The 21574-nt window shown below is 69.8% G+C and carries 21 protein-coding genes and 2 tRNA genes; 10 read left to right on the top strand and 13 right to left on the bottom strand.

Annotated features, from left to right (window positions below):
• Positions 1–4: 4 nt before the first annotated feature.
• From ehuA to ACQHII_RS30385, 4 genes are all read left to right on the top strand, one after another.
• Complete coding sequence (gene ehuA, locus ACQHII_RS30400) at positions 5–781, top strand: ectoine/hydroxyectoine ABC transporter ATP-binding protein EhuA (RefSeq protein WP_427925439.1); 777 nt, start codon at positions 5–7, stop codon at positions 779–781.
• Between the two features lie 220 nt (positions 782–1001).
• A complete protein-coding gene (locus ACQHII_RS30395; RefSeq protein ID WP_427922261.1) occupies positions 1002–1760 on the top strand; it encodes an IclR family transcriptional regulator in 759 nt (252 codons plus the stop codon).
• A gap of 87 nt (positions 1761–1847) precedes the next feature.
• Positions 1848–1921: transfer RNA gene (locus tag ACQHII_RS30390), tRNA-Lys, on the top strand.
• Positions 1922–2136: 215 nt separating this feature from the next.
• On the top strand, positions 2137–2721 hold the full coding sequence (locus ACQHII_RS30385; protein ID WP_427922260.1) for a hypothetical protein: 585 nt from the start codon (positions 2137–2139) through the stop codon (positions 2719–2721).
• A 9-nt stretch (positions 2722–2730) separates the two neighbouring features.
• On the opposite strand, the gene ACQHII_RS30380 is transcribed toward ACQHII_RS30385, so the two are convergent.
• From ACQHII_RS30380 to ACQHII_RS30355, 6 genes are all read right to left on the bottom strand, one after another.
• A complete protein-coding gene (locus ACQHII_RS30380; RefSeq protein WP_427922259.1) occupies positions 2731–2976 on the bottom strand; it encodes a hypothetical protein in 246 nt (81 codons plus the stop codon).
• Positions 2977–3025: 49 nt separating this feature from the next.
• Entirely contained in the window at positions 3026–4645 is a 1620-nt protein-coding gene (locus tag ACQHII_RS30375) for a long-chain-fatty-acid--CoA ligase (protein ID WP_427922258.1), read from the bottom strand.
• Between the two features lie 39 nt (positions 4646–4684).
• The gene (locus ACQHII_RS30370) at positions 4685–5146 is read right to left on the bottom strand and encodes a DUF3592 domain-containing protein (RefSeq protein ID WP_427922257.1); all 462 of its coding nucleotides are present in this window, start codon (positions 5144–5146) and stop codon (positions 4685–4687) included.
• 76 nt (positions 5147–5222) lie between these two features.
• The gene (locus ACQHII_RS30365) at positions 5223–5828 is read right to left on the bottom strand and encodes a lytic polysaccharide monooxygenase auxiliary activity family 9 protein (protein ID WP_427922256.1); all 606 of its coding nucleotides are present in this window, start codon (positions 5826–5828) and stop codon (positions 5223–5225) included.
• Positions 5829–5925: 97 nt separating this feature from the next.
• Positions 5926–7065, bottom strand: coding sequence for an SPFH domain-containing protein (locus ACQHII_RS30360; RefSeq protein ID WP_427922255.1), 1140 nt, complete (start codon positions 7063–7065; stop codon positions 5926–5928).
• Between the two features lie 54 nt (positions 7066–7119).
• The gene (locus ACQHII_RS30355) at positions 7120–8490 is read right to left on the bottom strand and encodes a peptidoglycan-binding protein (protein WP_427922254.1); all 1371 of its coding nucleotides are present in this window, start codon (positions 8488–8490) and stop codon (positions 7120–7122) included.
• A 177-nt stretch (positions 8491–8667) separates the two neighbouring features.
• On the opposite strand from ACQHII_RS30355, the gene ACQHII_RS30350 reads away from it, so the two are divergent.
• From ACQHII_RS30350 to ACQHII_RS30335, 4 genes are all read left to right on the top strand, one after another.
• Positions 8668–8741, top strand: a tRNA-Lys gene (locus ACQHII_RS30350).
• 133 nt (positions 8742–8874) lie between these two features.
• The gene (locus ACQHII_RS30345) at positions 8875–9588 is read left to right on the top strand and encodes a FadR/GntR family transcriptional regulator (protein WP_427922253.1); all 714 of its coding nucleotides are present in this window, start codon (positions 8875–8877) and stop codon (positions 9586–9588) included.
• 315 nt (positions 9589–9903) lie between these two features.
• Complete coding sequence (locus ACQHII_RS30340) at positions 9904–11853, top strand: glycosyltransferase family 2 protein (protein WP_427922252.1); 1950 nt, start codon at positions 9904–9906, stop codon at positions 11851–11853.
• The gene (locus tag ACQHII_RS30335; RefSeq protein WP_427922251.1) at positions 11850–13784 is read left to right on the top strand and encodes a galactose oxidase-like domain-containing protein; all 1935 of its coding nucleotides are present in this window, start codon (positions 11850–11852) and stop codon (positions 13782–13784) included. Before ACQHII_RS30340 ends, ACQHII_RS30335 begins: the two co-directional genes overlap by 4 nt.
• Here ACQHII_RS30335 and ACQHII_RS30330 read toward each other — a convergent pair whose 3' ends face one another.
• Complete coding sequence (locus ACQHII_RS30330) at positions 13785–14813, bottom strand: glycoside hydrolase family 6 protein (RefSeq protein ID WP_427922250.1); 1029 nt, start codon at positions 14811–14813, stop codon at positions 13785–13787. It abuts the gene before it with no gap.
• A 153-nt stretch (positions 14814–14966) separates the two neighbouring features.
• Between ACQHII_RS30330 and ACQHII_RS30325 the strand changes: the two genes are divergently transcribed.
• Complete coding sequence (locus ACQHII_RS30325) at positions 14967–15716, top strand: ANTAR domain-containing protein (RefSeq protein ID WP_427922249.1); 750 nt, start codon at positions 14967–14969, stop codon at positions 15714–15716.
• Between the two features lie 263 nt (positions 15717–15979).
• Here ACQHII_RS30325 and ACQHII_RS30320 read toward each other — a convergent pair whose 3' ends face one another.
• Together ACQHII_RS30320 and ACQHII_RS30315 are read right to left on the bottom strand one after the other, a co-directional pair.
• A complete protein-coding gene (locus tag ACQHII_RS30320; RefSeq protein WP_427922247.1) occupies positions 15980–16663 on the bottom strand; it encodes a class F sortase in 684 nt (227 codons plus the stop codon).
• Between the two features lie 6 nt (positions 16664–16669).
• Positions 16670–17215, bottom strand: a complete 546-nt coding sequence (locus ACQHII_RS30315) for a hypothetical protein (protein WP_427922246.1) — start codon at positions 17213–17215, stop codon at positions 16670–16672.
• A 150-nt stretch (positions 17216–17365) separates the two neighbouring features.
• On the opposite strand from ACQHII_RS30315, the gene ACQHII_RS30310 reads away from it, so the two are divergent.
• Positions 17366–18145, top strand: coding sequence for an HAD-IIA family hydrolase (locus ACQHII_RS30310; protein ID WP_200717370.1), 780 nt, complete (start codon positions 17366–17368; stop codon positions 18143–18145).
• Here the strand turns inward: ACQHII_RS30310 and ACQHII_RS30305 are convergent.
• From ACQHII_RS30305 to ACQHII_RS30290, 4 genes are read right to left on the bottom strand one after another with little or no spacing between them, the layout of a single operon-like run.
• Positions 18091–18819 (bottom strand): phosphonatase-like hydrolase, encoded by a 729-nt coding sequence (locus ACQHII_RS30305; protein ID WP_427925438.1) that lies wholly within the window; start codon positions 18817–18819, stop codon positions 18091–18093. The genes ACQHII_RS30310 and ACQHII_RS30305 overlap by 55 nt on opposite strands.
• Before the next feature lie 16 nt (positions 18820–18835).
• Positions 18836–19960, bottom strand: coding sequence for a TIGR03364 family FAD-dependent oxidoreductase (locus ACQHII_RS30300; protein WP_427922245.1), 1125 nt, complete (start codon positions 19958–19960; stop codon positions 18836–18838).
• A 42-nt stretch (positions 19961–20002) separates the two neighbouring features.
• The gene (locus ACQHII_RS30295; RefSeq protein WP_427922244.1) at positions 20003–20761 is read right to left on the bottom strand and encodes a GntR family transcriptional regulator; all 759 of its coding nucleotides are present in this window, start codon (positions 20759–20761) and stop codon (positions 20003–20005) included.
• A gap of 32 nt (positions 20762–20793) precedes the next feature.
• Entirely contained in the window at positions 20794–21567 is a 774-nt protein-coding gene (locus ACQHII_RS30290; protein ID WP_427922243.1) for a hypothetical protein, read from the bottom strand.
• Positions 21568–21574 lie beyond the last annotated feature (7 nt).

The following is a 21574-nucleotide window of genomic DNA, read 5'->3' as shown; positions in this document are numbered from 1 at the left end:
CCTCATGCACGATCCCGACGCCCACGCCAACCCGCCGGTCGACGGCAGCGAGCTGATCCGCCTCGACCACGTCACCAAGCGCTTCGGGTCCAACACGGTCCTCGACGACCTCGACTTCTCCGTCGAGTCCGGCAAGCACGTCACGCTCATCGGGCCCTCCGGGTCGGGCAAGACGACGATCCTGCGGCTGCTGATGACCCTGACGAAGCCGGACGAGGGGACGATCACCGTCGACGGCGAGCAGCTCTTCCCCGCGCCCGAGAAGCGGATCCGCGAGATCCGCAAGAAGATCGGGATGGTCTTCCAGCAGTTCAACCTCTTCCCTAACATGACCGTACTGCGCAACATCACCGAGGCACCGGTCACCGTCCTGGGCATGCCCAAGGACGAAGCGGAAGCGCGCGCACTGGAGTTGCTCGACCTGGTGGGCCTCGCCGACAAGGCCGACGCCCGCCCGACCCGGCTCTCCGGCGGCCAGCAGCAGCGCGTGGCGATCGCCCGGGCGCTGGCCATGCGCCCGCAGGTGCTGCTCCTCGACGAGGTGACCTCCGCGCTGGACCCCGAGCTGGTCGCGGGCGTGCTCGACGTGCTCCGGGACATCGCCCGCACCACCGACATCACCATGCTCTGTGTGACCCACGAGATGAATTTCGCCCGGGACATCTCGGACCAGGTCCTGATGTTCGACGCGGGCAAGGTCATCGAATCGGGCCCGCCGGAGCGGATCTTCGGCGATCCGGAACACCGGCGGACCCGGGAATTTCTCGGCGCGATTCTTTGACGTTTATTCAATTACGCCAAGTGAACAACCGAACACCCAAGGTCTACGCCACGTGGCATGCCGATGGCATATGCCAAATGTCCCGCGTCCCAGTTGGGAGGGCATGAGCAGGAACACATTCTCGCCAACAGCCGCTCCACATCGGCCGTTTGACAGCTATCGTGGAGAGGATTCGCTGTCCGGTATCACGGCCCAAAAAGCGAGCGCAGGGAGAAACACCGTGGCGCTGATGCACGAGCCGACCGCTCCCTACCACTCGGTACAGGAAGCACTGCGCATCCTGGAGACCGTCGCGGGACACACCACCGGTGTCACGGACACCGAACTGGCCCGCCGCACCGGCCTCGGCGTCGAGCGCCTGACCATACTGCTGCGGACCCTGCGCCGCGAGGGCTACGTCGAGCAGCTCACCGACGGCGCCTACGTCACCGGCGAGGCCCTGGGCCGGCTCGGCTCCGCGACCGGCCGCGACCAGGCGGTGCGCGAGCAGATCCAGCGGACCCTGGACCGGCTGCGCGACTCCCTGGGCGCGGCGGTCTACGTCAGCCGGTACGTCGACGGCGAGGTCACGATCACCCAGTACGCGGCCGGGCCCACCACCCCTGCGGTCAACGAGTGGGTCGACTTCCGCTTCTCCGCCCACGCCACCGCGCTCGGCAAGAGCCTGCTGGGCCAGCTCGACCACAACGGCCGCCGCGACCACCTCTCCCGTCACAAGATGGCCCGCCTCACCTCGCGCACCATCACCAGCGACAAACTGCTGCTCTCCCGCCTGGAGACCCAGCCGCCGACCGTCCCCCACCTCGACCTCCAGGAGTACGCGCTGGGCACGGTCTGCGCGGCCGTCCCCATCACGGCCGGCTCCTCGGTGGGCTGCCTGGCCCTCTCCCTCCCGGTCGAACACGCCCACCGCCTCCGCCAGGCGGCGGACACCCTGAACCGCGAGGCGGGACCCGTCCTTCTCTCCCTGGCCATCTAGCGGCTGGTCCGAAGCACCCCTCCGGACCAGGTAGTATTTTCTCGTCGCCCTCCGCGAGACTCAGATCCAGCGGAAGGCGTGAGTCATGCGCCGCTAGCTCAGTTGGTTAGAGCAGCTGACTCTTAATCAGCGGGTCCGGGGTTCGAGTCCCTGGCGGCGCACAGTGTGTGATCAAGGGCATCCTCTTTAGGGAGGGTGCCCTTGGTCGTTGGCGGGCCGCTCGCGACCGAAGACACAGGTGATCACGACCGATCAATTGATCATAAAATCCAGAGATATCACTCTTTGTGCCGACTCGACTGCAACCATCGTGCGCTATCAGTAAGCACCACGAAGGGGAGCACACCGAGTGAAGACCCATGAAACGGAGCGGTCCGTGGCACCCCGATCCCCGCGGCGCCGATGGATCGCCGCGGCGCTGGGCGCCGCAGTCGTGACCGCCCTCGCCGGCGGTCTGCTGGCCGGCACCGCCCATGAGGATTCCAGGCAGGCGACCGGTGCCGTCGCGGCCCGGCAGTTCGCGGTGAACCCGCAAGGACCGACCGCCGCCGAGTCGTCGGAGTGGGAACACCTGACGGCGACTCCGGAGGGCCGGACGCGACTCGTCCGGGACGTCCAGGAAGCCTTCGCCGGCGTGGCCACGGTCCGCACCGACGCACCGGCCCGGAACGCCGGGACCGTCATCTCCGCGACGTCCACCGACAAGGGGCACGTCGTCCAGGCACTGTCGACCGGGGTGACCGGGGACCACTTCTGGATCATCGCCTCCTACGGGGACATGGCCCGGGGAGCGATCGCGGGCGCCGTGCGTGCCTGTACCGCCAAGGTCCCGGCCTGGCTCTGCACGAACGCCGGCAACCTGCTGACGTCTTGGAGCCGGGGCTGGGGCGCCGCGGCGAACCACGGAATCTGGGCCGCCGTGTACTGGAGGCCCGCGCACGTCACCGGTGGCCGCTGGTAGGTCCACCGCTCAGGCAGACGCACAGATCAGCCGAGGGCGTTCTCCCCCGTGAAGAACGCCCTCGGCCGTCCGTGGGTCGAATGCCCGCCACACGAAGACGCAAGAGAGCTGGAACTCCTCCCACGAACCGAAGTCGGACAGGGTCGCGTCCGAGTGGATGGCGTTGGCGTTGCCCTGGCCGCCTCCGCCGACGGCGGTGAGGCAGTTGCCGTTGCTGGTCCGCAGGCCGACGTGGAGGTTGTCGCCCGCCGGCACGAGCTGGAACTTCTTCCAGGTCGAGGCCGCCGCGAACTGGCCGACATCCTCAGCCGATCCGACCCGGCCCCGCTGCTGCGACAGCGTCCTGCGGAGTCAGTCGCCGATACGCCGCCTCCCCCGGTGGCCGCCACCACACCGGATCGGCGCACCGGATGCCCTCCCGCCGCAGCCCCGCCCGGTGGATCTTGTTCGTCGCCGTGACCGGCATCCGAGACACCACCCGTACGAACCGGGGCGCCATCTTCGTCCCCAAGTCCGGCTGGGCCAGGAGGAATTCGGCGAAGGCGAGCGGGTCGAAGCGCCCGGCGATCGTCGCCATGACCTGGTCGCCGGTCACCGGGTCCGGCACCGCGTAGACCGCCACGGCGTCGGCGCCCTCGTAGCGGGCGAGGATGTTCTCGATCATCGCGGCGGCGAGGTTCTCGCTGTCGACGCGAAGGCGGTCGTCGGTGCGGCCGGCGAAGTAGAGATAGCCGTCGGTGTCCCGGTAGAAGAGGTCGCCGGTCCAGTACCAGCCCTCCCGTCGGCGTTCCGCGTCCGCCTCCGGGTTGCGCCAGTAGCCCTCGAAGGGGTTGGCGGCCCGATTCACCAACTCCCCTATCGCCGCTTCCCCGTTGAGCAGCCGCCCGGCCTGGTCGAAGACCGCCGGCGGGCACTCCGTCCGCGTCTCCGGATCGAGTACGGCGAGCCCGGGCGCAGCCCGTCCGACCGCCCCGGCCGGTGTCCCCGGCGACCACTGCACCGCCGCCCCGCCCTCCGAGGACCCGTACCCCTCCACCAGCCGCACCCCGAACCGCCGCTCGAACGCCGCCGCGTCCACCGCCCCCGCCTCCGTGCCGAAGCCCGTCCGCAGCGGATTGTCCCGGTCGTCGGCGCGTTCCTCGGTGGCCAGGATGTACTGCACCGCACGGCCGACATAGGTGAAGTACGTGGCCCGGTACGCCCGTACGTCGTCCAGGAAACGGGACGCCGAGAACCGGCGGCGCAGCGCCACGCCCGCCCCGGCCGCCAGCGCCGGTGCCCAGTCGGCGATCACCGCGTTGCCGTGGAACATCGGCATGCAGATGTAGTGCACGTCGTCCGGCAGGACCCCGAAGCTGTCGACCAGCGAGGCTCCGGCGGCGGCCAGTCGGCCCTGGGTGCAGATCGCGGCCTTCGGGGCGCCGGTGGAACCGGAGGTGAAGTAGAGCAGGATGCGATCGCCGGGGGTGGCCCGGGTGAAGGCGTCCGGTTTGGTGTTCGCGTACGGCGCGAGGAGGTCGCCGTAGGACTGAGTGTCCGTCACCAAAAGTCGGACACCCGGGAGTTGGAGGTTCTCGAGCAGCGGAAGGTGTGCGCGCTCCGTGACCAGGATCCGGCATTCGGTGTGCAGGATGTCGCGGGCCAGCTCGGGGCCCCGGCGGGTGGGGTTGATGCCGGCGACGGCCGCGCCCGCGAGGGCCGCCGCGCTCAACCACAGGGGATATTCGGGGGTGTTGTCGAGCAGGACGCCGACGTGGGGTGCGGCGCCGGGTGGCAGGAGGTCGGTGAGGAGCGCCGCCCTGGCCGCGGCGCCGGCCGCCACCTCGTGGTGGGTGAGCGTCCGCCCCTCGCACCACAGTCCCGGACGGTGGTCCTCCCACCGTGCCTGTACGAGTTCCGCGACGGTACGCCTCCTGGACTCCATGGGGGCGCACGGTAGTTGACGTACCGTCAGATGTGGAGCCTACGGCAGGAAGTCACCCATCGCGCTGAACATCTCGTGGGCCACGAAGACGAACACGAGGCAGAAGGCGATGAACACGCCACAGAACGCCAGCATGCAGCCGGCCTCCGCCGTGAGCTTCCCGCGGGCCGGGGCGTGGGCGGTGGCCCGCTCGGGGTGGTCCGCCGCGTAGTACACGGTGACGATGTCGCCCTCAAGAGTCGTCCCCGGCCCGTTCCCCTCCTCGAACCGCACGGTGCGACCCTCGCGCGTCATGAACTCGTAGACGTGGTGCAGCGTCGTCGACACCATGGTGTCGCCGCCGCCGCTGGTCGTCGTGTACGTCCGCAGACAGCGCGCCTCGGCCGTGAGTCCGCTGCTCCAGGCGCTGTTGACCTGCTGCGAGCGGCGGATCACCTTGAAGGCGAGGAACGACACCAGGGCGATCAGGAGTACGGGTACGGCGTAGAACAGCGCTTCCATGGAGTCCCCCGAGGTCAAGTACCGCTTGGTGGAGGGAACCTACCCCCGGGGGACGCCGGACTGTCTCAAGGAAAGCTCAGAACGTGACGTCCGAGCAGGCGTAGAACGCGTTGGTCGTGTCCGCGATCGTCCACACCGCCACGATCACATGGTGGCCGGTCAGGCCGGACGGGAGGGTGCCGCTGTGCGAGAGGGTGGCCGGCGGGCGCTGGCCGTTGTAGGGGACGGTGAGGAACGGCGTGGTGTTGAGGTCCGAGCGGGCCAGGTTGTGGTTCTGGTTCCAACCCGCCTTGGTGACGTAGTACTTGAAGTCCGTGGTGGCGTGCATGGCCGTGAACTGCCAGCGGAAGGTGTACGACTGACCACCCGTCACCTTCGTCGTCGGCCAGGCGGCGCCCGACGGGGCCTTCGGCGCGCTGAGCTGTGCGAAGCGGCTGATGCCGCCGTTGCAGATCTGGCCGTCGGCGGGACCGGCGGCCGGGAAGCCCTTGGGGCCCTCGACGCTCTGCGGCTCGTACTGGATGTCACCGCAGTTCGTCACCGTGCCGTTGGCACAGAGCTTCTGCCTGCTGATGGGGAGGTCGGTGTAGCCGTGGCTGCTCGCGGCCCCGGACGAGAGCACGACGGCCCCGGCCGTGGTGAGCCCGAGCACGCCCGCGTACCACTTGGTCTTTTTGCGCATGCTGCCGCTCCTGGAGAACGTGTGGGGAGTTCCGTGAGCCGTGCAGGTCTAGACCAAGTCCCAGATTATTACCGCTACTTGACTGTGTCCATACCAGTCACGGGCTCGCCTCCCCCCGCCCCGAGCAGAACGCGACCGTCAAGTCCTTGACCAGCGCCTTGCGTTCGTAGTCGTCCAGCTCCACCAGACCGCGCATGGTCAGCCGGGTGACGGTGTCCTCCACCGAGTCGACGACCGACGTGAGCATCGTCGCCCGCTGCTGCGCGTCCAGCGTGGCGATACGGCGCCGGGTCATCGCCGCGGCCACCTCCGGGGCGTACTCGACGCGCAGCGGCTGCACCGAGAACACCTCGATGCCGACCGGCCCGGCGTCCGCCGCGACCAGCCGGGTCAGCGCGTCGACGGCGAGGTCGGCCGCGCCCTTCCCGCCGCCGCCCGGCGGCTCCACCGGCACCCGGGTCAGCGCCGCCTCCACGCACTCGCGCAGATACGTCTCGTGGTCCTCGACCCCGAGCGTGGCCCGCGCGGTGTCCCGCACCCGCCACACCACGAGCACGGCGACCCGCAGCGCAACCCCGTTCGCGTCGGCGGCCGGCATCGGCTCGCTGCGCCAGTGCCGCAGCCGTACGTCGACCCGGCGGCGCAGCAGCAGCGGGTTGACCCACATCAGCCCGGTGCGCCGGACGGTCCCCCGGTACCGCCCGAACAGGCCGAGCACCCAGGCCCGTCCGGTACGGCCCCGGGCCAGCCCGCCGAAGCCGAAAAGACCGAGCGCGCCCGCCCCGGCGTACGCCGCCCACTGCGCGGGACCGAGCCCGGCACCGGCGTAGGCCGGCAGCCGTAGCGCCTCCGTCGCGAGCGGGGGCAGGACGCCCGCCCACCACGAGGTGGCGAGACAGCCGGCGAGTCCGCAGGAACCGGCGAGCACACCCGCCGTGCCGGGCAGCACCCGGGCCGGCCGCTCCACCAGCTCGGGGTCGACCTCCGGCGCCGGGCGGGGCTTGGCCGGGAGGGGGCGGCGGAAGCGCGGCTGTTCGCCGGTGCCCTGTCTGCGTCCCACGACGGCGGGCCCGAGCGGCAGCGACACCGGGTCGGGGTCGTCGCGGAAGAGCAGGTGGACGGGGATCTCGGTGGTCGCCTCGTTCTGGATGAGGCGCGCGGGCCGGGCCTGCGCCGCCTCGGGCGGCCGGGCGGGTTCCTCGTTCTCGGGCGTCTGTGAAGTGGTCGTCGTACTCATGGTTGCCTCCAGCCTCCGCGCCAGATGCGTCACAACGGGTGGGGGTGTACGTGCTTACGAGAAGAGACGGCGCCAGGTCTCCGGCCCCGGGTAGCCGTCCGCCGCGCCGCCGCGCCAGCCCTGGGCGCGCTGGAAGGCCTCGACGTTGCGCCGGTCCGGCTCGCCCCAGCGCGGTCCCGGGCCGGTCGTGTAGTACTTGCCGAAGCCCTTCTTGACCAGCTGCTTTCCGAGCTCGGTGACGTACTTGTTGGTCGCGCCGGGGCGGAACATGCCCCGGCCGGGATAGCCGGGGACACCGTGCGAGGCGGGCGGGCCCGCAGCCCGCACCACCGCGCCGCCGCCGCCGATGTTCCTGCCCTTGCCGGTGATCAGCAGTTCCCAGGTCAGCGGTCCCGGCAGGCCGTCCGCGTCCGCGCCGGTCCAGCCCTGGGCCTGCTGGAACGCCTGGGTGGCCAGCCGGTCCGCGTTCGACCAGACCGGGCCGGGACCCGCGGTGTAGTAGGAGCCGGCACCGCGGGCGACGAGCATCGTGCCGAGCTGGGTGACGTACTTGTTGTTGGCGCCGGGGCCGAAATACGCCGCTCCCGGGTACGCCGTCTTCGGCGTGACCGCGCCGGCCGGGGTCACCGGGGGCACCGCGGGTTTCGGCGGCACCGCGGGCTTCGGGTTCACCTCCGCCGCGCTCATCGTCAGGCCCTTGTAGCGGTAGGGGACGTAGTTGGCGGAGTGGCTCCAGTACGCGTACGGCGTGGACTGGCGCCGGGCGTGCGAGGGGGTCTCCTCCAGGGCGATGTAGTAGCTGTGTGTGTAGTCGGTCCAGCCGCCGAAGATGACGACGTGGGAGCCCTTCTCCGGATTCTCCGGATTGTGGAACAGCAGAATGTCGCCGGGCTGGAGTTCCTCCTTGGAAATGCGCGTCCCGTACTGGTCGAGACTTCCGGTCCATTCGTTCCCAGGCAGCCCCCAGGCCATCGAGACGAACCCCGAACAGTCCTGCCGGTAACCGTCGGACCAGTATTCGTTCATGCTGTACGGCACCTCGGCCGCGATCCAGGTCTTGGCCCGGTTGATGATCTCCGCGCGGGTGGTCGCGGGCGCCTTGAGGACACCGGCCGGCTTCGCCGGTTTCCCGCTCGGGCCGTGCAGCGGGGCCTTGGTGCCCTGCGGGGTGGCGGGCTCGTCACCCGTGTCATCTGCGGGGACGCCGGGTCGGGGTGCGGTGTGGGGGGCGGCGAGGGCCGGTACGGCGTGCCCGGCGGCGAGGGTCGCGGACGCGGCGGCGGCCACCACGAGAACCCGCCCGGCGACGGGCCGGCCGCCGGTGCGGCCGACCGGGGAATGCGGCAGGGCGCGCCGCCGGTGAACACATCCTGGGCAATCACAATCGCTCGCGGGATCGAATTCCTCGAATACCGGAGTCTCCATGCGATGCCCCTCACACTCCAGGTGGAAAATTCCGCGCTCGTGCACGTCCGCCAGTTTCTCAACTGTCTTCCGGACTCGCATGTTGACGGTCCGAATGATGTACAAGGGCCCGCCGGGGGCCGACGGGGGTGGTCGGGAGCACCCCCGGACATCCGGTAGAGTTGTGCAGGTCAGCAGGCGCCGCTAGCTCAGTTGGTTAGAGCAGCTGACTCTTAATCAGCGGGTCCGGGGTTCGAGTCCCTGGCGGCGCACAGACAGCAAGGCCCTCCGCACTGCGGGGGGCCTTTTGCGTGGGCCGGGGCGGTCGCAGGGGCATCCGCAGGGCAGCACATCCGTACGGGCGGAACACAGCTCTCCCCCCGTTTGGCCGGATACCCTCTCGCCATGGCAGCCCGTGACCTCCAGGAGCGGATCAAGAAGCTCATCCTCGACCGTCGGCTGCCCTCGGGGGCGCCGCTGCCGACCGAGCCCGAGCTGATGGTGTTCCTCGGCGCGAGCCGGAACTCGGTGCGCGAGGCGCTCAAGGCGCTTCAGGCGATGGGGATCGTCGAGATCCGGCACGGGTTCGGGACGTACGTGGGCCCGATGTCGCTCGCGCCGATGGTCGAGGGTCTCGCGTTCCGTACCGTCGTCGGCCACTACCGGGGCGAGGACAGTCTGCTTCAGCTGCTCGAACTGCGGGAGGCGGTGGAGTCGGGGCTCGTCGCCCGGCTCGCGGGGCGGCTGCCGGAGCGGGACCTCGTCGAACTGGACACGCTGGTGGGGCAGATGGAGCGGGAGGCCGCCGAGGGGGTCGGGCTCGCGGCCACCGACCGCGCCTTTCACGCCACTCTCTACCGGGGGCTGGACAACGCGCTGCTGAGCGAGGTCCTGGAGGCCTTCTGGGACGCCTTCCACCGCGTCCGCGCCGATCTCGCCACCGGCCCGCAGGACCCCGGGGTCACCTGCCGCCAGCACCGGGAGATCCTCGACGCGGTCCGGTCCGGGGATGCGAAACGCGCCGAGAAGGCCATAAGGGAACACTTCGACAACGTGCGCACAAGGTTGTCCACAACGACTCCACCTGATCCTCACACGCGCCCCAATGAACGCGTATGACCGGTAAACACCGCGTTTCGTGTCTTGCGATCAAGATGAACACCGTAGAACCCTGGTTTTGAAGATGCTGTCGGTACACGGCAGTTGAGGGGGTACGGAACCGGTTGCGCTGTTTCGCGGGGAGGAGGGGCCCCGCCCGGGAACAGATGTCGGAGGGGGCATCGCGCAACCGGACGGTCGCAGTCGCATGTCTTTGTGAGTGGACTGTGTGGTGACTGTGGCCACCACTGACACGCCCGCCGAGGGTCGAGGGGGACCCTGACGGGCGGCCGCGACAAACAGACACGCGCGTTCTCGCGTGTGGGGGGATGACTCATGACGTCGACGCCGACGGGCGCCCGACAGGGCTTCGACCCGTCACAGACCACCGAACTCAGAGTCCCGGGACACCGGACCGGCAGCTTCCGCCGGATCAGGAACACGCTTCCGAGATACGACTACGAGCACTACAGCCGCCTCGCGGGACCCCTCACCCAGCCCGCCCCGGACCGGCCCTACAAGGTCCAGTACCGGTCGCTGCTGTCGCAGGAGACGCACCGCGTCCGCGCCGCGCTCATGCTGGGTGCGGCGCCGCTGCTCTCCCTGATCCTGCTGGGCTGGCTGCTCCAGCCCAAACACTGGACCCAACGCGACTATCCCGCCTACGACTTCCTGCCCGCGCTGGACATCGTGATGCTGGTCGCGATCGGTCTGATCGAGTTCTTCCGCTGCATGAACGTGCTGTCCAACGCGCACGCCACGCTGGTCGCCCGCGACCCGATCCCGGTGGTGCCGGAGACCGGCACGAGAGTCGCGTTCATCACGACGTTCGTGCCCGGCAAGGAGCCCCTGGAGATGGTCACCAAGACCTTGGAGGCGGCCGTACGGCTGCGCCACCGGGGGCTGCTGCACGTGTGGCTGCTGGACGAGGGCGACGACCCCGAGGTCAAGGCGGTGTGCGGGCGGCTCGGCGTGCATCACTTCTCCCGCAAGGGAGTCGAGAAGTGGAACCGGCCCAAGGGACCCAACCGCGCGAAGACCAAGCACGGCAACTACAACGCCTGGCTGGAGGCGCACGGCGACGCGTACGACTACTTCGCCTCCGTCGACACCGACCACGTGCCGCTGCCCAACTACCTGGAGCGGATGCTCGGCTTCTTCCGCGACCCGGACGTCGGCTTCGTCATCGGCCCCCAGGTGTACGGCAATTACGACACCCCGGTCACCAAGGCCGCCGAGTCGCAGCAGTTCCTCTTCCACGCCCTGATCCAGCGGGCCGGCAACCGCTACGGCTCCCCGATGTTCGTCGGCACGTCGAACGCCGTACGGATCAAGGCACTTCAGCAGATCGGCGGGCTGTACGACTCGATCACCGAGGACATGGCCACGGGATTTGAAATGCACAGGGCCAAGAATCCGGCGACCGGCAAGAAGTGGAAGTCGGTCTACACACCCGACGTGCTCGCGGTCGGCGAAGGGCCCAGCGCCTGGACGGACTTCTTCACGCAGCAGCTCCGCTGGTCGCGCGGGACGTACGAGACGATCCTCAAGCAGTACTGGAAGGGCTTCTTCTCGATGCCTCCGGGCAAGCTCTTCAACTACACCATGATGATCATCTTCTACCCGATGTCGGCCCTCAACTGGATACTGGCCGCGCTGAGTTGCGCCCTGTTCCTGGGTCTGGGCGCCTCGGGCGTGAACATCGACCCGACGATGTGGCTGATGCTCTACGGCAACGCGTCCGCGCTGCAGATCGGCCTCTACATCTGGAACCGGCGGCACAACGTCTCCCCGCACGAACCGGAGGGGTCGGGCGGGGTCGCCGGCATGGTGATGTCCGCGCTGTCGGCGCCGATCTACGCGCGCTCGCTGTTCGACGCCGTACTGCGCAGGAAGAGCAGGTTCGTGGTGACGCCGAAGGGCGACTCGGCCAGTCCCGACACGCTGTTCGGGACGTTCCGGGTGCACTGGTTCTTCATCCTGATCTTCGGCGGCTCGCTGATGGCCGGGTTCGAGAACGGGCACTCCCACCCCGCGATGATCACCTGGGCCACGTTCGCGCTGCTGATCACCGCGTCGCCGATCCTGGCCTGGCGGTACATGCTGCGCCAGGAGAAGAAGCAGCCGCCCGCGCTCCCGGACGAACCCCGGGGCCCCGTCGCGCCGCCGCAGCCGGTGCCGGCCGCGCATGTTCCTCAGCAGAAGCCCAGTTGGGCGGCCACGGCCACCAACAGCGAGCAGACCATGCAGATCGCGCTCGGCGGACCGAGGGGTCGTAAGGAATGAAGGAAGCCGGCCGGCGCCGTGCCCGTCGACTCGCGATCAGCACGGTGGTCGTCATCGCCCTGGCCGGGATGAACGGACCCTGGCTGTACAGATTCGGCACCGAGAGATACCACCAGTACGTCATCAACAAGCCCGAGTACAAGGCCGAGAACGGGCACTGGGACATCATCCAGTTCCCGAAGAAGTACCGGCAGGACACCATCCACGCGGCACTGCTGCGCACCGGCAAGGTGCTGCTCATCGCCGGGTCGGGCAACAACCAGGACAACTTCAACGCGAAGAAGTTCGACACCCGGATCTGGGACCCGGTCAAGGGCACCATCAAGAAGGTGCCCACCCCGGCCGACCTGTTCTGCACCGGGCACACCCAACTCGCCAACGGCAACCTGCTGATCGCGGGCGGCACCCAGAAGTACGAGAAGCTGAAGGGGGACGTGAAGAAGGCCGGGGGCGTGATGATCCTCTACAACGAGAACCCCGACAAGCCGATGACACTGCCCCAGGGCACGAAGTTCACCGGCAAGGCGAACGGCAAGTCGTTCGTCTCGACGGACTCGGTCCTCGTCCCGCGCGCCACCAAGGTGTTCGACAAGAAGACCGGCAGGTTCCTGCGGAACAACCCCGGCTACGCCCGCGTCGTCGTCGAGGCGCCCAAGGAGGGCACCCGGTACGAGACCGGCACCCAGGACAACTACCGGATCCAGAGGCTGACCGGCGCCGACGAGCGCAACACCTACGGCATCGGCAACAAGTTCGGGCTCGACAAGCGGGACTTCGAAGGCATCAAGAACGCCTACGAGTTCGATCCCGTCGCCGAGAAGTACATCAAGGTCGATCCGATGAACGAGGCGCGCTGGTATCCCACGCTGACGACGCTGTCGGACGGCAAGGTGCTCAGCGTCTCCGGGCTCGACGACATCGGGCAGTTGGTGCCCGGGAAGAACGAGATCTTCGATCCCGCGACGAAGAAGTGGACGTACACGAAGACGAAGCGGCAGTTCCCGACGTATCCGGCGCTGTTCCTGATGGAGAACGGGAAGCTGTTCTACTCGGGGTCGAACGCGGGGTACGGACCCGCCAACGTGGGCCGTGATCCCGGGATTTGGGACGTCGACACCAATCAGTTCACGAAGATTCCCGGGCTGAGCGATCCGAACATGATGGAGACCTCGGCGACCGTGCTGCTGCCTCCGGCGCAGGACGAGAAGTACATGGTGATCGGGGGCGGGGGTGTCGGGGAGTCGAAGCTGTCGACGAACAAGACGCGGCTCGTCGATCTGAAGGACGCCGACCCGAAGTTCGTGGACGGGCCGTCGCTGGAGAAGGGCACGCGGTACGCGCAGACGTCGATCCTGCCCGACGACACCGTGCTGGTGTCGGGCGGTTCCGAGGACTATCGGGGGCGGAGCGACTCCAACATCCTTCAGGCCCGGCTGTACCACCCCGACACGAACACCTTCGAGAAGGTCGCCGATCCGCTGGTGGGGCGGAACTACCACTCCGGGTCGATCCTGCTGCCGGACGGGCGGGTGATGTTCTTCGGGTCCAACTCGCTGTACGCGGACAAGGCGAACACGAAGCCGGGGGTTTTCGAGCAGCGGATCGAGATCTATACGCCGCCGTATCTGTACCGGGATTCGCGGCCGGATGTTTCCGGGGGGCCGGAGAGCATCGCGCGGGGTTCGTCGGGGACGTTCACCTCGCAGCATGCTTCTTCGATCAAGAAGGTGCGGTTGATCCGGCCGAGTGCGTCCACGCATGTCACGGATGTGGATCAGCGGTCTGTCGCGCTGGACTTCAAGACGACCGGGAACAAGATCACGGTGACGGTGCCGAAGGACAAGAACCTGGTGCAGTCCGGGTGGTACATGTTGTTCGTGGACGATGATCTGGGGACGCCGAGCAAGGCGGTGTGGGTCAAAGTGCCCTGATCACCTGCTCGACTTCGCAAGGGCCAGTGCGTAACTCGCCCACCACTGGCCCGCCTTCGGGCCGCCCTTGCACTCGCCGTCCGATTCACCGGGGCGTTTGATCCAGAGGTAGGCGTCCACCAACGGGTCCGCTGTTTTCGTCGTGGGGGTCTCGCCCAGGGAACGGCCCGGCGGGTTGCACCAGTTCTCGTCCTCGTCGCCCGCCGTATACGGTCCGCTGCCGTTGCGGCTGGTGTCGATGACGAAGTGCTTGTCGCCGGTCCTGGCCGAGAGCTGTTTGCCGTACGCGATGGAGTCCGCCGTGGAGTAGAAGTTGGAGACGTTTACCGCGAAGCCGTCTGCCTTGGCGATGCCCGCTCGCTGGAGGGGCTGGTAGATCTCGTCGGGGTGGCCCCAGCCGGCGTTTCCGGCGTCGAGGTAGACCTTCGTGTGCTGGAGGGACTTGAGCTTGGTGACGGCGTAGTTCAGGAGGTCGTAGCGCTCGTCCTGGAACTGGGCGGGGGTGCAGCCGTCGACCAGGTGGAGCAGGGCGTCCGGTTCGAGGATCAGCGTGGCGGAGCGGTCGGCGATGCCCTGGGCGACGGCGTCGATCCAGGCGCGGTAGGAGTCGCCGTCGCCCGCGCCGCCCTGGGAGTACTGGCCGCAGTCGCGGTGCGGGATGTTGTAGAGGACGAGGAGCGCGGTGCGGCCGGCCTTGTCGGCGGCCTCGGTGAAGCCCTGCGCCTCCGCCTTGGGGTTCTCCGGGCCGATCCACTCGCCGGTCGGCTGTTCGGCGATCTTCCGGATCTGTTCGGCGTCGGCGGTCTTGCCGGCCTTGGTGTAGGCGGCGAGCTGCCGGGCCGCGTTGGTGTCCGGGTTGACCCAGATCGGGTCGCTGCCGCCGGGTTGTTGGCCGATCTTCGCGCCCGCGTCGGGTTTTCCGCCGTCCCCGCCACCCGAGGAACATCCCGCGAGGAGCAGTGCCGCCCCCAGGACCAGTGCCGACGCCCGTGTGCCGAAGGGAACCGGGGTCCCCTGGCTGCCGTACATCCAACTCCCCCTTGGCTGTACCGATCCAAGGCTCAATCGTGACATAGGTGGCGTGCCGCCCACGAGAACGCCCGGGATGTTGTCGGCCGGTTGTTACAGCACGGCCGCGTTGGGTAGGCGCCCGGCCCTAGGGCGCAGGGGAAGGTGGCCGTCATGCACCGTACGAACGGGGAGGGACGGCTGGCCGCGGCGCTGGTGGAGGCGGCCGACACCCTGACCGAGACCTTCGACACCGGGGACTATCTGCGCCGGCTGTCCGACCACTGCGTGGAGCTGCTGTCCGCCTGGACGGCCGGGGTGATGCTGATCGACGGCGGGCAGGCCGTGTCGTTGGCCGGGAGCAGTCATCGGGAGGACGTGGCGCTCGATCTGCTGGCGGCCCAGCACGGTGGCGGGCCGTGTCTGGAGAGCTACGGCTCGGGGCGGGCCGTACCGCCGGTGTCGATCGGGGTGGCCCATGCGGCCGCCCGCTGGCCGGAGTTCACCGAGCGGGCGCTGCGGCACGGCATCGTGGCGACCTTCGCGGTGCCGGTACGGCGGCGGGACACACTGCTCGGCGCGCTCAATGTGTTCGTGCCGACGCTGCCCAACGGCGGGCCGGACGGCGGACGTTGGGAGCTGGCGGTGGCGCAGGCCTTGGCCGACGCGGCCGGGCTCGGGCTCCAGAACCATCGCACGTACGCCCAATACCGGTCCCTGGCCGGGCAGTTGCAGGAGGCGCTGTCGAGCCGGGTGCGGATCGAGCAGGCCAAGGGGATGCTCGCGGAGCGCTGGCAGGTCGGTACCGACGAGGCGTTCGTCGAGCTGCGCCAGTACGCGCGGCGACGGCGGCTGCCGCTGGACCGGGTGGCGCGGTCGGTGATCGAACGGAGCGTGGACGACGCCGAGTTGAGGGGTCCGTAGCAGCGTCAATCACCTGTGCATATGACAGGGAGCTACCACACGGGGACATGGCGTCATTCGCCCTCTAGGCCCGGGCACTCATTCGTTCTACAGTCGACTCGAACGGCCCCGGTCCCCGGCCAGCTCACACCCTCCACCACGGTGTTTTCCCACGCCTCCCGCGCAGTTCGCCGGGTTACTCCCGCAGCCCGGGCGTGCGCGGTCGAGGACCGGCCCGGTCGGCGGCTTCGGGGGGAGCGGGTCGTCGGCCGGGCCAGGTGGTGTCAAAAACCGGTTCCGGTGAGGTAGGCGGACACGATCACGTTCGCCGTGTAGCTGCGGTCGGTACGGTCGAAGGTGCCGCCGCAGGTGATGAGGCGCAGCTCGGCGCGGCCCGACTGCCTTGTGCCGTAGGCCTGTTGGGCGTCGAAGTGGGCGCGGGTCAGGACGCGTACGTCGTCGACGGTGAAGTCGGCGACCTTGCCGTCGTCGCGGACGACGCGAATCGTGCGGCCCGGGCGCAGCGTGCTGAGCTTGTAGAAGACGGCGGGCCGGGTCTCGGTGTCGACGTGCCCGACCATCAGCGCGGTGCCGGCGGCCCCCGGCCGCACCCCGGCGCCGTACCAGCCGACCACACCGGCCTGGTCGAACGGCGGTGGGTCGATCGCGCCCCGCGCGTCGAGGCCGCGGGTCACGACCGGCGCCTGTACGGCGAGGTCGGGGATGTCGATGCGCTGCGGCAGGGCGCTGCCCAACGGCTTTGCGGCGGGCGGGAGTTCGGCCTCGGGGGGACGGCCGACCGCGGCCACGTCGCCGGTGGTCGGCGCGGATATGCCCTGCCGGATGTCGGTCAGGTCCTGGCCCCACAGCCACAGGCCGAGCAGCAGCATCGCCCAGGCCACGCCGGTCAGCAGCCGTCCGGTGCCGGTGGAGCGCTCGTGCTCGGCGGGCCGGTCGTGCTCGAACACGGCCGGTCAGTCCGTCCGGCCGGGCCTGCGGCTCCGGCGGGCGCTGCGCAGCGCCACGGCCGTCGCGGCGCCTGTGGCCAGCAGCAGCCCGACCACCGCGTGCACGGTACCGGGACCGGCCGCGCGGGCGTCCACGGCGGCGAGGTGCGCGGTGCCGCCGCCGCCCGCGTGGACGGGGGCGACGGGGGAGGCGGGGGGCTGGGCGGAGGGGGATCCGGATTCATTCGCTACGACCTTGATCGCGCCCTTCACCGTCACGCTCCCGCAGGTGATCTTCACGTCGTAGCTGCCCGGTGCCAGCGCGGAGCGGACCTGCGTCTCGCCGGCGAGGGTGCCGGCCGTGCCGACGAGTTTCGCGTCGGCGACGAACGCGTCCGACGCCGCCGAGCCCGTCGTACCGGAGCAGCCGCTGATCCTGAGCGCCACGTCGGCGCCGGGGGCGGGGGACGCGGGGGTCACCGAGACAGTGCCTCCGTCCGCCGCGTACGCCGTCGGGGTGAGCGCCGCGAGGACCGCCGCGGCCGCACAGAGAGTGACTTTCAGTGAGCCCATCGTGAACCTCCAGATATCTGGAGACTCCTCCTCGTCACCCGGTCGCGCATCCCTGGCGGGGCCCGATTGCTCCGTATGGGGGAGGTGAAACCGGGAGTGCATAGCATGGTCACCTCACATGCCCGCGTACCTCAGCAGGAGTGCCCGACCATGACAGAGCGCAAGCCCATCGAATCGTGGCTCACCGACATGGACGGGGTGCTGATGCACGAGGGCGTCCCCGTACCCGGCGCGGACGCGTTCATCAAGAAGCTGCGGGAGACCGGGCGTCCGTTCCTGGTCCTCACCAACAACTCGATCTACACGGCGCGCGACCTGCACGCCCGGCTGAACCGGATCGGCCTCGAAGTGCCGGTGGAGAACATCTGGACCTCGGCCCTGGCCACCGCCGCCTTCCTGGACAACCAGCACCCCGGCGGCACCGCCTACGTCATCGGCGAGGCAGGGCTGACGACGGCGCTGCACGACGCGGGTTACGTGCTGACCGACTCGGACCCCGACTTCGTGATCCTCGGCGAGACGCGGACGTACTCCTTCGAGGCGCTGACCAAGGCGATCCGGCTGATCAACGACGGGGCCCGGTTCATCGCCACCAACCCCGACAACACCGGCCCCTCCCCCGAGGGCGCCCTCCCCGCGACCGGTTCGGTCGCCGCGCTGATCACCAAGGCCACCGGCAAGGAGCCGTACTTCGTCGGCAAGCCGAACCCGCTGATGATGCGCAGCGCGCTGAACACCATCGGCGCGCACTCGGAGACCAGCGCCATGATCGGCGACCGGATGGACACCGATGTGCTGGCCGGTCTCGAAGCCGGGATGACGACCTTCCTGGTGCTGACCGGTCTGACGACCAGGGCCGACCTCGACCGCTACCCCTACCGCCCGACGAAGGTCGTGGACTCCATCGCGGACATCGTCGACCTGGTCTGAGGCTCCGACCGGGCGAGCAGCGCGGGCAGTTCGGCGACCGAGCCGAGGACGTGCGTCGCGCCCGCGCCGCTCAGCGCGTCCCGCCGGTGTGCCCCCGTGAGCACACCGGCGACCACGCCCGCTCCGGCCCGGACGCCGCTGAGCATGTCGTACGAGGTGTCGCCGACGACGGCGAGTTGTCGTACGTCGTCCGCCGCCGCCGTCCGCAGGAACGCGGTGAGGACCATGTCCGGGTAGGGGCGCCCCCGGCCGCTGGCGTCGGCGGGGCAGAGGGTGAGGTGGGCGAGGTCCTGCCAGCCGAGGGCGGCCAGGATGGCGTCCTGGGTGGGGCGGGCGAAGCCGGTCGTCAACACCACTGTGCGGCCTTGGGACTTGAGGGTCTCGATGGTTTCGCGGGCGTCGGGCAGGGCGGCGACCCGGCCGCCGTCGACGAGGTCCGCGTAGGCCGACTCGAAGACCTTGTTGGCTTCCTGCGCTCTTGATTCCGTCCCGAACAGGTGCCGGAAGACGGAGATCTTGGACTCGCCCATGGTGGCGCGGACGTGGTCGAGCATCGCGTCGGGTTCCGCGCCCAGGTGTCGGGCGGCTTCGGTGAAGGCCTGCTCGACGAGGCCGTCGTCGGCGACGGTGGTGCCGGCCATGTCCAGGACGACGAGGCGGATGTCGTGGTTCATAGGGCTCATGGGGGTGTCACCAGTCCAGTTCGTTCGCGGTGGTTTCGGCGATCGCCGGGGAGCAGGTCATGCCGCGTCCGCCGGGGCCGGTGACCAACCACACGCCGTCGCGCACCTGTTGGCGGTGGACGACCCGGGCGGGGTCGGTGCACTGCGCGTACACGCCGGCCCAGCGGCGGCGGATCCTCGGCAGGGGGCGGCCGAGCAGCGACTCGACGACCTCGGTGAGGTGGTCGTAGGGGTCCTCGACGGTGTCGAAGGCGAAGGGGTGCTCGTACTCGTGGGTGTCGCCGATGGTCAGGCCGCCGTCGGCGCGCTGCACCATGAGGAGTTGCATGGCGTGCGCGGCCGCGGTCGGCAACTGCGGCTGGTGCTCGGCGAGTTGATCGAGGGCGGGGCCCCGGTAGGCGGGGTAGTAGCGGAAGCTGTCCGCGTCGGCGACCGAGGTGGGGAGGGGTTCGCCGAGCGGGTCGGTCTGCATCATCTGCAAGCGGACGCGGCGGACCGGGAGTTGGGGTCCCGCGAGCTCGCGGACGAGTCCGCCGAGCCAGGCGCCCGTGCACAGGATCACCGCGTCGGCGGGGTGCACGTCCCCGTGGTCGTCGCGTACGGCGTGTTCGCCGACGACCTCGCGGACCTCACGCCCGGGCAGGAAGGTGTAGCGCGGGGACTTCGACAGCTCTGCGCGCAGGGCGAGTTGGGCGGTGCGGGGTTCGACGGCCGCGTCGCGTTCGCAGTACAGGGCGGCGGTGAAGTCGCCGCGCAGGGCGGGGTTGAGGGCGCGGGCCTCGGTGGGGGTGAGGAGCTTGTAGCCGCGGGCGGCGGAGTCCTCGCGGGCCACCGCCGCCTCGGCGACGGCGAGTTCGTGCGGGCCGCGCACCGGGGTCAGCGAGCCGTTGGCCCGGAAGCCGAGTCCGGGGACACGGCTGCCGATCTCCTCCCACAACTCCCTTGCCCGCAGGGCGGTTTCGAGTTCCTCTCCGCCCGCCCGGCCGCTCACCCAGATCTGCCCGAAGTTGCGCAGCGACGCGCCGCGCGCCTCCGTCTCGCGCTCGATCTGGACGACCTCGTGGCCGCGTTCGACTGCTTGCCAGGCGTGCATGGTGCCGACCACGCCGCCTCCGACGACTGTGACTCTCACGCCTAGAGCGTGAACCAGGGCGGGATATTTGGGCTAGACCCGTTATCGATTCGTTAGGTTGGTGACGAACGAGAAGCGGTCGCCCCGATACAGGCCCCGCACCCGTTCCAGCGGCCGCCCCTCCGCGTCCCTCGACACGCGGTGGATCAGCAGCATCGGGAGGGCGGGCGGGGTGCCGACGAGCAGGGCCTCACGTGGAGTGGCGAGCACGGTCTCGATGCGTTCGTCGGCGTCGCCGAAGCGGATGCCGCGGGCGTCGAGGTAGCCGTAGAAGGAGGAGCCTGGCTCGAAGTCCGTGTCCAGGTGCGGGAGTCGGGCGACGGAGACATAGGTGCTTTCGAGGCCGACCCGCTCCTCGTCGGCGAGCAGCAGGCGCTCCAGGTGCCAGACGGGTTCGCCGCGGGTCAGTCCGGTCTCGGCGGCGAGCGCGGCGGGGCAGGGGAAGCGGTCGAGCGTGACGAGGCTGCGGCCCGGGGTGCGGCCCTGCCGCCGTACGCCCTCTGTGTAGCTGGTCAGGGACAGCGGCTGCTCCAGTTTGGGGCCCGCGACGACCGTGCCCCGGCCCTGCCGACGCAGCCTGCCCTCCAGGACGAGTTCGCGCAGCGCCTGGCGGACGGTCTCGCGGGCGACCTCGTAGCGCTCGGTGAGGTCGCGCTCGGTGGGGATCACCGCGCCCTCCCCCAACTCGTCGAGGAGCGCGGCGAGTTGGGTCTTCACCGCGTAGTACTTGGGGATGCGGCCGTGCTCCGGGATGCCGTCGCGGACGGGGGCGCCGGGGGCCTGGTCGTTCGGGTAGTCCACGCGGAGATGGTCGCAGAGACGACGTCCCGCGTTTATCGGCGCCTCCGGGTCAGCAGCAGGGCGCCGGTGGTGACGAGGAGGACGGAGGTGGCGGCGAGGACCAGGTGGGCGGTGCCGATTCCGGTGCGGGCGAGTTCGTCGGTGAAGGAGAGGTCCTCGGCGGGCGGGGTCGCGGCGGAGGGTGCCGTCGCGGCGGGGGTGGGTGTGCCGGACTCCGGGGCCGCCTCGACGTCGAAGCGGTAGTCGTTCGACTGGCCGACCCAGTCCCCGTCGTCGGCATGGCGTTGTACGACGGCCGCGTTGGCGGTGATCTCGTTCGGTCCCGTGTCGGGGGCGAGGGCGAAGCGCACCTTGACCGTGAGGGTCTTGCCGGGGTCGACGGTGAAGCCCGGGAAGCCGTCGTCGAAGGCGCCGACGAGTTCGGCCTCGTCGGTCGTGGCGAAGCGGACGGGGTGCGGGCGCGGGCCGGTGCCGTCGTAGAAGTCGAGTCTGGGCTGGGACGGCTTCAGGGCGCGCTGTTGGTCGACGAGGACGACGACCGGGTGGATCGCGGTGCAGCGGCGGGCGGTGGTGTTGGTGAGGTCGAGGTACCAGGTGCCGTAGTCGCCGCCGGCCTCGTAGGTGTCGGGGCCGTCGTGGATGCGGGTGGTGAGGGGGAAGGTGCGGGCGCCGGGGGCGGCGCAGCCGGGGGTGGTGTCCGCCGCGTGGGCCGGTGGTGCGGCGGTGACGAGGAGGGGGGCGGCTGCGGCGAGGCAGAGGGACAGGGGTGTGCGCAGTGGGATGCGCGGTCTCAGGGGCAGTCGCATAAGCACA

This window comes from Streptomyces sp. cg40 (assembly GCF_050320165.1).
Classification (GTDB): domain Bacteria; phylum Actinomycetota; class Actinomycetes; order Streptomycetales; family Streptomycetaceae; genus Streptomyces; species Streptomyces hokutonensis.
The sequence above is the reverse complement of the archived record's forward strand: the minus strand, read 5'-3'. Positions and strand labels throughout refer to the sequence as shown.

What these genes read in the sequence shown, in the direction of transcription:
- ehuA (WP_427925439.1), top strand. Translation starts at nt 5, where the DNA reads ATGCACGATCCCGACGCCCACGCCAACCCGCCGGTCGACGGCAGCGAG.
- ACQHII_RS30375 (WP_427922258.1), bottom strand. Translation starts at nt 4,645, where the DNA reads ATGGAGTCCAGGAGGCGTACCGTCGCGGAACTCGTACAGGCACGGTGG.
- ACQHII_RS30370 (WP_427922257.1), bottom strand. Translation starts at nt 5,146, where the DNA reads ATGGAAGCGCTGTTCTACGCCGTACCCGTACTCCTGATCGCCCTGGTG.
- ACQHII_RS30365 (WP_427922256.1), bottom strand. Translation starts at nt 5,828, where the DNA reads ATGCGCAAAAAGACCAAGTGGTACGCGGGCGTGCTCGGGCTCACCACG.
- ACQHII_RS30360 (WP_427922255.1), bottom strand. Translation starts at nt 7,065, where the DNA reads ATGAGTACGACGACCACTTCACAGACGCCCGAGAACGAGGAACCCGCC.
- ACQHII_RS30355 (WP_427922254.1), bottom strand. Translation starts at nt 8,490, where the DNA reads ATGGAGACTCCGGTATTCGAGGAATTCGATCCCGCGAGCGATTGTGAT.
- ACQHII_RS30345 (WP_427922253.1), top strand. Translation starts at nt 8,875, where the DNA reads ATGGCAGCCCGTGACCTCCAGGAGCGGATCAAGAAGCTCATCCTCGAC.
- ACQHII_RS30340 (WP_427922252.1), top strand. Translation starts at nt 9,904, where the DNA reads ATGACGTCGACGCCGACGGGCGCCCGACAGGGCTTCGACCCGTCACAG.
- ACQHII_RS30335 (WP_427922251.1), top strand. Translation starts at nt 11,850, where the DNA reads ATGAAGGAAGCCGGCCGGCGCCGTGCCCGTCGACTCGCGATCAGCACG.
- ACQHII_RS30330 (WP_427922250.1), bottom strand. Translation starts at nt 14,813, where the DNA reads ATGTACGGCAGCCAGGGGACCCCGGTTCCCTTCGGCACACGGGCGTCG.
- ACQHII_RS30325 (WP_427922249.1), top strand. Translation starts at nt 14,967, where the DNA reads ATGCACCGTACGAACGGGGAGGGACGGCTGGCCGCGGCGCTGGTGGAG.
- ACQHII_RS30315 (WP_427922246.1), bottom strand. Translation starts at nt 17,215, where the DNA reads ATGGGCTCACTGAAAGTCACTCTCTGTGCGGCCGCGGCGGTCCTCGCG.
- ACQHII_RS30310 (WP_200717370.1), top strand. Translation starts at nt 17,366, where the DNA reads ATGACAGAGCGCAAGCCCATCGAATCGTGGCTCACCGACATGGACGGG.
- ACQHII_RS30305 (WP_427925438.1), bottom strand. Translation starts at nt 18,819, where the DNA reads ATGAACCACGACATCCGCCTCGTCGTCCTGGACATGGCCGGCACCACC.
- ACQHII_RS30290 (WP_427922243.1), bottom strand. Translation starts at nt 21,567, where the DNA reads ATGCGACTGCCCCTGAGACCGCGCATCCCACTGCGCACACCCCTGTCC.